Origin of the sequence: Pseudomonas sp. NPDC090592 (assembly GCF_044769185.1) — a bacterium.
Classification (GTDB): Bacteria; Pseudomonadota; Gammaproteobacteria; order Pseudomonadales; family Pseudomonadaceae; genus Aquipseudomonas.
Window position 1 is genome coordinate 60,777 of the sequence record NZ_JBIVXJ010000019.1, and the last position, 12,991, is coordinate 73,767.

Genomic DNA, 12,991 nt, shown 5'->3' on the forward strand with positions numbered 1-12,991 from the left:
GGCATGGTTACCAGCACCCAAGGACGACCAGGCAAACATCGTGATGGCTTTCAAGAACCAGGACTTTTCGCACATGGTGCATCGTATCCTTGCCGGCGCCTTCGCCCTGCTCATCAGCGGCGCGGTGTTCGGGCAAGCCCCCCAGTCGAGCCCGGCCATTTCCTACACCCGGGACATTCAACCGATCTTCACCGAGAAGTGCGTGGCCTGCCACGCCTGCAATGACGCCGCCTGCCAGCTGAAGCTGGAAAGCCCGGAGGGTGCGGTGCGCGGGGCCAGCAAGGTCCCGGTGTACCAGGGCGAGCGCAGCAAGGCGGTGCCTACCACGCGGCTGTTCTACGACGCCCACAGTGAAGAACAGTGGCGCAAGAAGGGTTTCTACTCGGTGCTCGACAACCAGGGCAGCCAGGCCGCGCTGATGGCGCGCATGCTGGAACTGGGGCACAAGGCCCCGCTCACGCCCAACGCCAAGCTACCCGAGGAGATTGTGCTGGGCCTGAGCCGCAACAACATGTGCCCCTTGCCCCATGAGTTCGACGCCTATGCCGGCGCCCACCCCAGGGAGGGCATGCCGCTGGCGGTGACCGGGCTGACCGACAAGGAGTACGACACCATGCGCCGCTGGCTGGCGGCGGGTGCGCCGGTGGAATACCAACCGATCAAGCCAAGTGCCACGGAAGCCTCGCAGATCGCCGACTGGGAAGAGCTGCTCAACCGCCCGGGCTCCACCGAGGCGCTGGTCGGCCGCTGGCTGTACGAGCACCTGTTCCTGGCGCACATCTACTTCGTGGGAGGCGAGCAGGGGCACTTCTTCCAGTGGGTACGTTCGCGCACGCCGAGCGGCAAGCCGGTCGACATCATTGCCACGCGCCGCCCCAATGACCCGCCGGGTACCGACTTCTATTACCGGCTGATCCCGGTGCAGGGCGTGATCGTGCACAAGACGCACATCACCTACCCAATGGGGCCGCAGAAGCTCAAGCGGGTCAAGCAGCTGTTCTACGCCGGCGACTGGCACGCCACTTCGTTGCCAGGTTACGGCCCGCGCCACCGGGCCAACCCGTTCGAAACCTTCGAGGCCATCCCGGCTGTTGCGCGCTACCAGTTCATGCTGGATAACGCCGAGTACTTCGTGCGTACCTTCATCCGTGGCCCGGTGTGCCGCGGCCAGATCGCCACCGATGTGATCCGCGACAACTTCTGGGCGCTGTTCCAGGAGCCGGCCTTCGACCGCTACGTCACCGATGCCGAATACCGTGGCCAGGCCACGCCATTGCTGGCCATGCCGGGGCAGATCGATGACGTGGGCAGTGTGCTGAGCCTTTGGCATGCCTACCGCGACAAGCGCAACGAATACGAGAAGCTGCGCCGCGACGCCTACGCCGACATGCCGGCACCGGGCTGGTCAACGCTGTGGGCCGGTAACGACAATGCCTTGCTGAGCATTTTCCGCCACTTCGACAGCGCTTCGGTGACCAAGGGCCTGATTGGCGACGTGCCGTTGACCATGTGGCTGTTCGACTACCCGCTGTTCGAGCGCACCTACTACCAACTGGCGGTCAACTTCGATGTGTACGGCAACGTGTCGCACCAGTTGCAGACGCGCCTGTATTTCGACCTGATCCGCAACGGCGCGGAGGTCAATTTCCTGCGCCTGATGCCGGCCGACCAGCGCAAGGCGATCCTGGGTGACTGGTACCAGAACAGTGGCAAGGTGAAGATGTGGATGGATTATGAAGACATCGACACTGACACCCCAAGCGGTATCCAGCTCGACCCGCGCCATGCCAAGCGCGACTTCGGCCTGAAACTGTTGCAGCGCACCGGCAGCCTGAATGCATCGCCCGATCCGATCAACCGCTGCCAGGGCGCATTCTGCTCACGGCCGCAGATGAACGAAGAGTTCCGCAATGCCGAGCAGTCATTGAGCCGCCTGGTGTCGCGCCCGGCTGCCGGGTTGAAGGTGATCAATCAGTTGCCCGAGGCAACCATGCTGCGCATCGAAGGGCAGGGCGGCCAGCGCCAGGTGTACAGCCTGCTGCGCAACCGCGCGCACAGCAATGTGGCGTTCCTGTTGGGTGAGGCGTACCGCTACCAGCCGGGGCTGGATACCCTGACGCTGTACCCGGGCGTGCTCAGCAGCTACCCCAACTTCATCTTCAACGTCCCGACCAAGGATGTGCCGGAGTTTGTCGAGGACATGGAGTATGCCAAGGATGATGCCGCCAAGTTCGAACGCATCGTCATGCGCTGGGGCGTGCGCCGTAGTCACCCTGAGTTCTGGCGCTACTTCCATGACCTGAACAGCTACATCAAGGAGACCCAGCCGGTGGAGGCGGGGGTGCTGGACATGAACCGGTATGAGAACCTCTGATCGGGTTGGCTGACCTTTCCGGGTACCCTGCGGTCGGAAAAGGTGGGTGGTCCGGGGGGCTGCTGTGCAGCCCCATTCGCGGGCTTGCCCGCTCCCACAGCATGTGTGGTGCTCTCGGGCATGGCATGCGCCCTGTGGGAGCGGGCGAGCCCGCGAACGAGCGCGGCGCGCTCGCCTGGCCTCAATGCACCGCCAAGCGCAGGGTATTTCATGCTGTATTCGCTTCAGGCACTGCGGGCGTTCGCCGCCTGGGTGGTGGTCTGCCACCATTTCATGCAGATCTTCTTCGATTTCCACGCCACCGGCCCCATCGGCCAACTGCTCACCGACCGTGGCGCTGTAGGCGTCGACATCTTCTTCGTCATCAGCGGGCTGGTCATCTACCTGTCGACCCGCGACAAAGCTGTCGAGCCGCGCCAGTTCCTGCTTAACCGGGCACTGCGCATCGTCCCGGCCTACTGGTTCTATACCGCACTCATGGCCACGTTGCTGCTGGCCTTCAGCCAATGGATGCCGCATCAGGAATTCGATTGGCACCACTTGTTGCTCTCGCTGCTGTTCATTCCAGCGGAAAACCCCGGTGGCTATGGCCTGTACCCAACGCTGAACGTAGGCTGGACACTGAATTTCGAGATGTTCTTCTACCTGTTGTTCGGTCTGGCATTTCTCGTCCGCCATCGCCAATTGCAGCTGTTGATGACAGCGGCGCTGCTATTGGCGAGCGAGGTGCTGGGCCGCCTTGGCTTGCTCAGCCACTTCTACAACAACGGCATCATCTACGAGTTCCTGCTGGGTATCGGCCTGGGTGTGATCTACCGTCGTGGCCTGATTCGGCAAGGCTTGTGGATCCCACTGGCGCTGTTGGCGGTGGCCGGCTATGCGCTGTATCACCTGGATGCTTCCCAACGCCTGCTGCACTGGGGGCTGCCAAGCGCCATGATCGTGCTGGCGTTTGTGTCCATGGAGCCCTTGTTCAAAGGCAACCAGGTGCTCAAGGCATTGGGCGACTGTTCGTATTCGGTCTACCTGATTCACGTGCTGGTGCTTTATGCCGGCTGGTTCGCCAGCGAACGGCTGGGCTTGAACCCGTACCTGGTGTTTGCCCTGTGCGTGCCGTCCATTGGACTAATGTCGTGGTTCAGCTATCAGTGGCTGGAGCGCGGCCTGTACCGGCGCATGCAAGCCTGGCTGGCGGCGCCACGGGGGCGGGCACCTGAATATGCGCTTTCCCGAGTCAAATACTAGGACTTTGTTCAATGGGCGGGTTGGCGTACACTTGGCGGCAAGTCTGTGAGGAACCTACATGAGCGCTATAACCATTACCGACGCCGCCCATGACTACCTGGCCGATCTGCTGTCCAAGCAGAATACGCCTGGCATCGGCATTCGTATTTTCATCACCCAGCCGGGCACCCAGTACGCAGAGACGTGCATTGCCTATTGCAAGCCGGGCGAAGAGAAGCCCGACGACACCGCCGTGGGTCTGAAGAGCTTCACCGCATACCTGGACGCGGTCAGCGTGCCGTTCCTGGAAGACGCACTGGTCGACTACGCCACCGACCGCATGGGTGGCCAGCTGACCATCAAGGCGCCGAACGCCAAGGTGCCGATGGTCAACGAAGACAGCCCGATCAACGAGCGCATCAACTACTACCTGCAGACCGAGATCAACCCCGGCCTGGCCAGCCACGGCGGCCAGGTCAGCCTGGTGGACGTGGTCGATGACGGCATCGCCGTGCTGCAATTTGGTGGCGGTTGCCAAGGCTGCGGCCAGGCCGACGTGACCCTGAAGGAAGGCATCGAGCGCACCTTGCTCGAGCGTATTCCAGAGCTCAAGGGCGTGCGTGACGTGACCGACCACACGCAGAAAGAGAACGCCTACTACTAAGGCGTACGCGGTCGCTGTAGGAGCGGCCTTGTGTCGCGATGGGGCGCGAAGCGGCCCTACGGTTTCAGCTTCGCAACGAACATTGCCGGGGCCGCTTTGCGGCCCTTTCGCGACACAAGGCCGCTCCTACAACGATCGCGTAACGCGGCTCTCTTAGCAACAAACTGTTACTGTTTCAACCCCTGCGACAACAGGCCGCAGCCCGTATTCAAAGGGCTGCAGGCTATCCCCGCCTTGGTCGGGTAGAACCCCTTGGGGTGTCATGCCAGAATGCCCCGGTTTTTCAGCCAGCCCATCCCGAGGGCCGGCACCTTCCCTGTAAAGGATGGTTTCATGAATGATCTTTTGACCCGGCGTGCGGTTGTCGCCGGCATGGGCGTTCTCGGGCTTGGCCTGCTGGCAGGCTGTAGCCCGGCCCGGGGGCTCGAGTTCAAGTACGGCAAGAACATGAGCAACGAGATCCTCGGTCGCAAGTTCAGCCTCAAAGACCCGCAAGGTAACGTGCGCACCCTGTCGAGTTTCTACGGCAGCATGCCGATGGTGTTCTTCGGCTTTACCCAGTGCCCGGCGGTTTGCCCGACCACCCTGGTGCGTGCGGCGCAGATCCGCAAGCTGCTGCGTGGCCGTGACCGCGACCTGTTCCAGGTGGTGTTCATCACCCTGGACCCGGAACGTGATACGCCCGAAGTGCTCGATGCCTACGTCAAGGCCTTCGACCCCACGTTCACTGCACTCACGGGTACCCCCGAGGAAATCGCGGCGGTGGCCAAGGAGTTCAAGGTGTTCTACGAAAAGGTTCCGGCCGGCGACACCTACACCATCTCTCACTCGTCCACCAGCTACGTCTACGATACACGTGGCACCCTGCGCCTGAGCCTGGGCCATTCCCTGAACGCCAAGGAATGTGCCGAAGACCTGGTCACCCTGATGGAGATCTGCTGAATGTCGATGCAACCGATCAAACGCGGCCTGGCTGCCCTGGCACTGATGGGCCTGGCCCTGCCAGCCCTGGCCCAGACCACCGTGAGCGATGCCTGGGTGCGTGCCAGCGTGCCGCACCAGCAGTCTACCGGTGCCTTCATGACCCTGACCGCCAGCAGCGACAGCAAGCTGGTGAGCGTGGCTTCGCCCGTGGCCAAGACCGTGCAGGTGCACGAGATGACCATGAACGGCGACGTGATGGGCATGCGTGAGGTCAAGGCCGTCGAGCTACCGGCCGGCAAAGCCGTGACCCTGGACCCGAATGGCCTGCATGTGATGTTGATGGGCCTGAACAATCAGGTGAAGGAAGGCGAGAAAGTACCGCTGACCCTGACCATCGAGGATGCCAAAGGGGCCAAGGAAACCCTCGACGTGCAGGCTGAAGTGCGTGCGCTCACCGCCGAGGCGGGTGGACATGATCACATGCACATGAGCCACTGACAGCTCCATGTGGGGCTGCTTGGCAGCCCTATCGCGACACAAGGCCGCTCTTACAGGAATAACGTCGCCGTCATTGCTGACGCTATCCCTGCAGGAGCGGCCTTGTGTCGCGATAGGGCCGCAAAGCGGCCCCCATTGCAATCAGCTGCGAAACCTCGGCAGAGGCCTGTCGAGGGTCAGCGAGGTCAAGGTCTTTCGAACCTGGGCCTCATCGGCCTCCAGCGCCTTCAGGCTTGCGCGAATCTTGCCGGCAGCGGGCACATCGCCCTGCCGGCCGATCCAGTCGGCAATCTCCTTGCAGGCACTGCTCAGGCAGGCCTGGCGCTGGTTCATCAGCGACAGAAGGGTGGTGAGCTCTCGTTCGGACATGGCAGGATCCTCCAATTCAGCCTTGTCAGTGTAGCAGAGGGTTGGCGGGGCTCTTGCTGGTTTGCAGGAGGCGCTGATCAGGTGCAAAGCTAGCATCTCAAGTAATAAAAAGTTACTTGATACCTGCACTTAGAGTGTCGGCATTGTTACAACTTTGGCGTTGAATTTAGTCGTGGCTAGGTTTTAGATTGAATGGATCTATTCCCGCTGACTAAAGGTAATAACGCCCAATGCAAGCGTTACTTCTCAAATCCGGAACGCGCTCGCTTTCATTGAGCTATTGGTTTTCCAAGTGCGGTGAGTTTGCCTTTGAAGCGGCATTCGCCGTGAGCATCGTTTTACTGATCGATGCGGATTTGCTGCTGATTGGTATCGCTTATTTTTTTCGTTACTTGCCGTGTATGGTGTTTTCTCCTGTTGGTGGCTGGCTGGCAGATAATGCAGACAAAAAACGAACACTGTTTGTGGTTGAGTTGGCTAAATGCATTATGGCGCTGGCGTTCTTTGCCCTGTTCAGCTTGTTCACGCCGGTGTTTCCTGTGTTGGTGGGCTTTGCAATGGTCATGACGGCGCTTGAGTGTCTTTATGCGCCTACGTTTCGCGCGTACTTTCCGGACCTCGTAGAAAAGGACCAGTTAGCTTCGGTCAACAGCGGTATTCAGGTGGTTGAAGATGTTGCCTCGATTTTGGGGCCGCTGGTGTTCTCGGCCTGCGCACTGTTCTTGTCTCGCGATGCAACCTTCTTGTTCTTTGCAATATGCCTGGTGTTGTCTGTCATTTGCATTTCGACGCTGGCGCCTGCCAGGCGAGCCACTCGACAGGCATTCGATGGGAGTGCCCTTGTTCGCGATACGGTGCGCAGTGTAGGTAGGCTCAGGGCTGGCAATGCACCGCTGTTCGCGGTTATTGGCTGTACCACACTGTGCGCGATGTTCGCCACGTCGGTGATTCGCTTCATCCTGCCGGCTTCGGTGCTGGAAAACTTCGACTCAGAGGCGGTGGTGGGTTACGTATTTTCACTGCTGGCAGCAGGTACGGTGATGGGAGGGGTGCTCTATACACGCTTCAATCCGCGCACGACCGCACAATTGGTACTGCGTTACTGGGTGCTGTACGGCGCACTGTTTTTTGCAGCCGCAGTGGCGTTACAGTTCAACAATTGGCTTTTTTTGCTAGTGCTGTTTCTGGTCGGCTTTGTTGGCGCGTTTGTTGATATCGCCATCGTGACCAATATTCAGTATTTGTCGGATGAAGATGAAGTTGGCAGAAACTTCTCCCTTTATTACTTCACCGCTGTCCTTGGGGATGCTGTTTCGGGGCTGGTTGCCAGCCTGGTCTTCGTGCTTGCGGGCCCGGCCACCCTGATATGGATGACGTTCATGTTGTTTATCGCGCCAGTGCGCTGGAACCTGAGAGGGCGTGCTTTGGATACAGACAACCGGGCATAGCGCGTCGTCGTGGTTGGCAGGCTAAACAGATTGAACGCATGCCTGCCGATACGCCCCCGGCGTCACCCCGTAGGCTTGCTTGAATTGCCGGCTCAAATGGCTCTGGTCGGCAAAACCGAGGTCGAAGGCTACCTGCGAAGCAACCAGGCCGCTTTTCAGCATTTCCCGGGCGCGGGCCAGGCGGCGTTGCTTCAGCCAGGCGTGCGGCGGCAGGCCGGTGGCCTGGCGGAACACCCGGGCGAAGTGGAACGGCGACAGGTTGACGGCCGCCGCGAGGGCTTCAAGCGAGGGTGGGTCGGCCAGCTGGCTTTCCAGCAGTTCGCGGGCGCGGGCCACGGCCAGGGGTTCGTGGCCGGGGGCCAAGGGTTCGGCGCATTGCCCGTGCCGTTGCACCAGGGCCAGTACTGCCTGGCGCCAGGCAGTTTGCTGCTGTAGCGCGCTGGCGCCAGCTTCGGACAGCTGGTGCAGCTGGCTGAAGGCAAGGGCCAGGGCAGGGTCGTGGATCACGCTGTCCTTGAAGCTGGGCATGCCGTGGCGGCCCAGTTCCAGTTCGTCGAGCACGCCGGTTACCCGCTGTTGCTCGGGATAGAAGCCGCGATAGCGCCAGCCCGCTTCATGGGCCGTGGCACCGGTATGCAGCTCGTCGGGGTTGATCAGCACCATGCTGCCGACCGGCGCCAGGTGCTCGCTGCCGCGGTGCCAAAACCGTTGGGCGCCGGACTCGATCACGGTGAACACGTAGCCTTCGTGCACATGCGGGGCGAAACGCTGCTGGAAGTAACGCGCATGCAGCATCTCGACGTCGCCCAGGGCCGGCGCCTGCCAGAGGTGTGTCTGCTCGCGCAGGGGCGTGGTCATGCCAGCCAGCTGCGCAGGAAGAAGAAGATCAACATGCTCACCAGCATGCTCAGCAATACGCTGCGGGTCAACAGCACCAGGGCGATGGCCACCAGTGAACCCAGCAGGTAAGGGTTGAGCAGACTCAGGTTCAACTGGTGGTCGGGCATGAAGATGATCGGGCCGCAGATGGCAGTGAGCATGCCGGGTACGGCAAAACCAAGAAACTGCCGGGCATTGGAGCTCAGGCGCAGGGGCAGGCGCGGCTCCAGGAATGCATAGCGGTTGAGGAACACGATGGCGCCCATGGCGAAAATCAGGATCCAGGTCATGCTCGGGCTCCGGCAAATTTCTGGCAGATGAACCCGGCGCTCATGCCCAGCAGGCCTGCGGCCACCAGGGCGGTTTCCCAGTGCCAGTGGCTGAACAGTACCGAGCAGAACAGCGACACGGCTACGCAGACAACCGTGGGCAGGTTGCGCACCAGCGGTGCGATCAGGGCAACGAAGGTGGCGACGATGGAAAAGTCCAGGCCGAACTGGTCCAGGTGGGGAATGTTCTGGCCCAGCAGGATGCCGGCCAGGGTGAACAGGTTCCAGGCGACGTAGAACGTCAGGCCCACCCCCAAAGCGTACCAGCGGTTGAATTGTTGCTGGTCGTACTGGCTGGTCAGGGCAAAGAACTCGTCGGTGAGCAAAAAGCCCAGGCCCAGGCGCCAGCGCAGCGGCTGGCTGGACAGCACCGGGCGCATCGACAGGCCATAAAGCAGGTGCTGCGAGGTCAGCAGCAGGGTGGTGAGCAGGATCGACGCCAGGTTGGCGCCGCCCTTGAGCATGCCGATCGCGACCAGCTGCGCGGCACCGGCGAAGACGATGGCCGATAGCCCTTGCCCCTGCCAGGCACTGAGGTTGGCCTCGATGGCCATGGAACCGGCCAGCAGGCCCCATGGGGCCACGGCGAGGGACAACGGCATGATGGCGATGGCGCCGTGGAGGAAGGCTTGGCGAGCGATGTGGGGCATGATGGCTGCAATGCGTGTACTAGGCAGAGCAGCATGCCAGACGGGGTAGGGGGATGGCTTGAACGATCTTGCTGACCGGCTCGATTTCAGCCCTGTAGGAGCAGCCTTGTGCTGCGAAGAGGCCGGTGCAGGCGAAGATAATCTTCAACCTTACCGCCTTCTTCGCAGCACAAGGCTGCTCCTACGACGATCGCGCGGATTTCAAGGTTTGAGCAAGGCATTTGCCCAACACGGACCGCGTCTGGCCGAGGACTACGGATGACTGCTCAGGCGCTGTTGCGCCGTCACGCAGCCGTTGATCTCGACGGCTTTCTGCAACAGGCTGGGGCGGTGCTGTGGGTCCAGATCGCCGAGCAGGCGGTAGACCTCGGCCTGGTAGTCGCGCTGGCGCCCCCACAGCATGTCCAGGCCTTGCGGTCGGGTGCGGCTGCAGGCCAGGCGGGTTGCGGGTTGCGGGTAATAGGGGGCGTACACGGTGGCCATGCTGGGGATGGCCTCCAGCGCTGCGCGGTACTCGCTGCTGGTGTTGTAGGGCCGGCACCAGGTGGCGATGGCGGGCGCGGGTGCGGCAAAGCCCTGGTTGAGGCTGGCTTCGAGCAATGGGCAGGCAGCATCTGGAATTTGCGCGGCGGGCAGATACGTCATGTAATACAGCGCCAGGCGGTACTGTGCGACCGGGTGGCCCAGTTCTACCGATTTCTTCAGGAGGGCGACCGCTGTTGGCAGGGTGTGGGCCATGGCCTGGCCCTGGCGATTAAGCTCGGGGTCGCTGCCCACAACGGTGCGCAGCATGCTGGCGTCGTCGCCCTGATTATCGGCTTGTTCCAGCAGCGGCAAGGCCTGGCGGTAGAGCAGGTCGGCATGAGGGTCGATGCGCACCTCAAGCGCGTGCGCAGCCAGCGGCATCAAGGCGACCAACAGCGGGGGCAGGCGTCGCATGCGGCTCACAGCCAGGCCCCTTGGGCGGCCAGGCAGGAATGGACGGCTTCGATGTTAATGGCGGTCAAGCGTACGCCTCGGGAAGATCGGAACGACGGCCTATTCTAGCCACCCAATGAGCTTGCCGGAAGACCACCTGGCAACTGTCAGACGAGCTTGATCGGCGAGACCTTGCGCTGGGCGTGTTTTTCCTGGGCCAGGCCAAGCTTGGCTGTTATGACTTTGGCCAAGGCATTGTTACCCAGGTCGTTCAGGTGCAGCCGGTCGATGAACAGGTCGGCGCCAAATACCGGCGAACTGCTGAGCATGCCATTCATGTCATAGCAGGGGACCGGGTCGGCCTGGCTCTTGATGCGGCGGAAAAACGCCGAGTGCAGCTGGCTGTCGAAGGTGCCGTCCAGCAGCCGGTCGAAGTGCGCCGGTTGCTGCTGCAGCGCAGAAAGCATGGCCTGCTCGCCGGCAGGCAGGGTATCCCGGCACCAGGGCAACAGCGGCTGCAGGATGAAGGTGAGGGTGGCGTGGCTGTCTGCCAGTAGCCGGTCCCATTGGCGCAAGGTACGGCCTATGCTGTCGGCAGCGCGGGCCAGGCGCTTTTCCGGGGGCGATAGCGGCCAATTGGTCGGGGGCTCGACCGGGGGCGCGGCCAGGGCCTTGCCGATGCGCCGCCACAGTGATTGCCGTCTGGGTGGCGCGGCAGGCTGCATGCCTTCGCTGAAACTGTTGAGGAAATCCTGGTAGGCCCTGGCCTGCTGCGGATCGTTGGGGCTGGCGAGCACTTCGCACAGGGCTTCATGGGCCAGGCTGTTGAGGCCGCTGAGCACTACCACCTGACCGAGTTGGCCAAAGCGGTGCTGGTGGGTCAGGAACATCAGCAGCTCCTGGCTGGCATTCAGCCCGCAACCGGCCAGGCTCAGCCAGACCTCGCCGGTGAGCATCGACAGGTGCGAGGCTACCGTGTGTTCATCGGAACTGGCGCCGATACCCAGGGCCGTGGAACCGCCGACCAGCAAGTTGATACGTGACGCGCCGCCGCGTTCGGCCGCCGAAAAGCGTTTGCCGGCGCAATGGCTGTAGCGCAAGCCGAGGGCATCGGTGTTGATGGTGCCAGAGCGGTAGCCGGTTTCATGCACGCGCAGGGTGTGCGGGGCACGCCGGCTGCCTAGCAGCAGAAAGCGCTGGTAGTCCTGTTGCAACGGCGAAGGAGACGGGCTCGTGTCAATCGCGGTCATGCTCTCTCCTTCGCTTGCGCTTGACGTTCAGGCCGCCAGTTCCTTGAGGTTGTACAGCAGGCCACCGGCAGCGATCAGTATCAGGGCAACGCCCGAGGCCAGGCTGATGGCGCGGTTGCTGCGCTGCGACGCGATCTTGCCGATGGCAAAGATGTACAGGCTGAGCACGGCGAAATCGATGGCTACCCACAGCAGCGACAGCACCACCATGCTTTTGCCGAACGACTCGGTGATCTGGATGAACTGCGGGAAGAAGGCGATGAAGAAAATGATGTCTTTGGGGTTGGATATGCCCACCATGAAGCCTTGCATCAGCCCGCCACGGCCAGCCTTGGGTGCTTCGTTCGCGGCTTGCGGGGCAGGCGCCTTGAGCGCGTCCCTGAGCGTGCCTACGGCGATGTAGCCGATGAACAGGCACCCGAGCAGGCTCATGGCGCTGAGCCAGGCCTTGTCGATGGCGGCGCTGGTGAGGATGATCCACGCTGCAGCGCCGATCAGCACCAGTGACGCCCAGTTGGTACCAACGGCGGTGAACATGGCCTTGCGCGAGCCGGATGCGGCTGCGGTGTTGACGATCAGCGCCACCACCGGGCCGGGGGTGGCGATGAGCAGCAGGACGGTGAGGGCATAGGTGGCAGTGAGTGCGGTATTCACGGTCAGTTCTCGATCAGTAAGTCGGGTGTCGGCTGGTGTGCGGCATGGGCGTGGAACGGGCAGCGTGACGGGTTGAGCGAGCCTGCCTCCTGCAGTTGGTACTGCTTCCATTCGTAGTTGTCGGTATCGCCGAAGAAGCCAAGGGTGTCGGGCACGACGCCGTCGTTGTAGTGGTGCACGCGTTCGCGGATGCGCTCGCGGATTCGCTTGCCACTCTCGGTGTTGGCGTTGGCCACTTCGTCGAAGTTTTCCCGCGGGTTGATAACGAAAGTGATGTGGTGCCCCAGGTTGCGGCTTTTCATCTGCTGGTGGCCGGGGAAGTTCATGTTGATGAACAGCGGCATGCCGGCGTAGCAGAACGACCAGCCATTGTCGTCGGGGTCGGTCGGGATGCCCTGCGGCCATGGATGCGGGTCGCGTGCATGCACGCCACGCAGCACTTTCCAGGCCAGTGCCTGCTGTTCGGCCAAGGTGTAATCGGCGGCGGTTTCGAGAAACACCACCAGTGGGCTGCCGATGCGCTGCTTGGGCGCGATCGGGGCGATGATGCGCACATAGTCGGCCAGGCCCTGGGCGATGTCATCGGCCAACTGCTCGGCGCGGGCGAACAGTATGTGGCAGGTTTGGCCGTTGACTGCCTTGCGGCCGAACAGGCAGGGGAAGTCAGGGTTGGCAAGGATGCTGCGAAAGTGTTCTATGGTTGAGTAAGTCCAGTGTTGCATGTTGCGACCATGTTCAGCGGCCAGCTCCAGCGCATCCAGGCGATAGCAATTTCCATATCCCGTAAACATGATTTCCCCAGGCGTTAAT

Annotated in this window: 14 protein-coding genes; 6 read left to right on the forward strand and 8 right to left on the reverse strand. The window is 62.0% G+C overall.

The features are described from left to right. The first annotated feature begins 73 nt into the window (after positions 1 to 73). The 5 genes from ACIQUI_RS17925 (at position 74) to ACIQUI_RS17945 (ending at position 5,684) form a co-directional block, all read left to right on the forward strand. Entirely contained in the window at positions 74 to 2,374 is a 2,301-nt protein-coding gene (locus ACIQUI_RS17925) for a fatty acid cis/trans isomerase (RefSeq protein ID WP_403201158.1), read from the forward strand. Positions 2,375 to 2,584: 210 nt separating this feature from the next. Continuing rightward, positions 2,585 to 3,619, forward strand: coding sequence for an acyltransferase family protein (locus ACIQUI_RS17930; RefSeq protein ID WP_403201016.1), 1,035 nt, complete (start codon positions 2,585 to 2,587; stop codon positions 3,617 to 3,619). 58 nt (positions 3,620 to 3,677) lie between these two features. Then, a complete protein-coding gene (nfuA, locus tag ACIQUI_RS17935; protein WP_012271640.1) occupies positions 3,678 to 4,262 on the forward strand; it encodes a Fe-S biogenesis protein NfuA in 585 nt (194 codons plus the stop codon). Positions 4,263 to 4,595: 333 nt separating this feature from the next. After that, entirely contained in the window at positions 4,596 to 5,204 is a 609-nt protein-coding gene (locus tag ACIQUI_RS17940; protein ID WP_403201018.1) for an SCO family protein, read from the forward strand. Beyond that, positions 5,205 to 5,684: a copper chaperone PCu(A)C gene (locus ACIQUI_RS17945; protein WP_403201021.1), complete on the forward strand. Its 480-nt coding sequence runs from the start codon at positions 5,205 to 5,207 to the stop codon at positions 5,682 to 5,684. Between the two features lie 141 nt (positions 5,685 to 5,825). Here the strand turns inward: ACIQUI_RS17945 and ACIQUI_RS17950 are convergent, their stop codons facing one another. Beyond that, positions 5,826 to 6,053 carry a hypothetical protein gene (locus tag ACIQUI_RS17950; protein WP_403201023.1) on the reverse strand — a complete coding sequence of 76 codons (228 nt, stop codon included), beginning with the start codon at positions 6,051 to 6,053 and terminating at the stop codon, positions 5,826 to 5,828. Positions 6,054 to 6,283: 230 nt separating this feature from the next. Between ACIQUI_RS17950 and ACIQUI_RS17955 the strand changes: the two genes are divergently transcribed. After that, entirely contained in the window at positions 6,284 to 7,501 is a 1,218-nt protein-coding gene (locus ACIQUI_RS17955; RefSeq protein WP_403201026.1) for an MFS transporter, read from the forward strand. 21 nt (positions 7,502 to 7,522) lie between these two features. On the opposite strand, the gene ACIQUI_RS17960 is transcribed toward ACIQUI_RS17955, so the two are convergent. From ACIQUI_RS17960 to ACIQUI_RS17990, 7 genes are all read right to left on the reverse strand, one after another. After that, the gene (locus tag ACIQUI_RS17960; RefSeq protein ID WP_403201029.1) at positions 7,523 to 8,359 is read right to left on the reverse strand and encodes an AraC family ligand binding domain-containing protein; all 837 of its coding nucleotides are present in this window, start codon (positions 8,357 to 8,359) and stop codon (positions 7,523 to 7,525) included. Then, on the reverse strand, positions 8,356 to 8,670 hold the full coding sequence (locus ACIQUI_RS17965; protein WP_016714697.1) for an AzlD domain-containing protein: 315 nt from the start codon (positions 8,668 to 8,670) through the stop codon (positions 8,356 to 8,358). The genes ACIQUI_RS17960 and ACIQUI_RS17965 overlap by 4 nt, the downstream gene beginning before the upstream one ends. After that, positions 8,667 to 9,359, reverse strand: a complete 693-nt coding sequence (locus tag ACIQUI_RS17970) for an AzlC family ABC transporter permease (RefSeq protein WP_403201031.1) — start codon at positions 9,357 to 9,359, stop codon at positions 8,667 to 8,669. Before ACIQUI_RS17970 ends, ACIQUI_RS17965 begins: the two co-directional genes overlap by 4 nt. A 252-nt stretch (positions 9,360 to 9,611) precedes the next feature. Then, positions 9,612 to 10,307: a sel1 repeat family protein gene (locus tag ACIQUI_RS17975; RefSeq protein WP_403201034.1), complete on the reverse strand. Its 696-nt coding sequence runs from the start codon at positions 10,305 to 10,307 to the stop codon at positions 9,612 to 9,614. 137 nt (positions 10,308 to 10,444) lie between these two features. After that, positions 10,445 to 11,527: a hypothetical protein gene (locus ACIQUI_RS17980; RefSeq protein WP_403201037.1), complete on the reverse strand. Its 1,083-nt coding sequence runs from the start codon at positions 11,525 to 11,527 to the stop codon at positions 10,445 to 10,447. A 27-nt stretch (positions 11,528 to 11,554) separates the two neighbouring features. After that, the gene (locus ACIQUI_RS17985; RefSeq protein ID WP_403201044.1) at positions 11,555 to 12,181 is read right to left on the reverse strand and encodes a LysE family translocator; all 627 of its coding nucleotides are present in this window, start codon (positions 12,179 to 12,181) and stop codon (positions 11,555 to 11,557) included. A gap of 2 nt (positions 12,182 to 12,183) precedes the next feature. Beyond that, positions 12,184 to 12,972 (reverse strand): YqcI/YcgG family protein, encoded by a 789-nt coding sequence (locus ACIQUI_RS17990; protein WP_403201046.1) that lies wholly within the window; start codon positions 12,970 to 12,972, stop codon positions 12,184 to 12,186. Between the last annotated feature and the right edge of the window lie 19 nt (positions 12,973 to 12,991).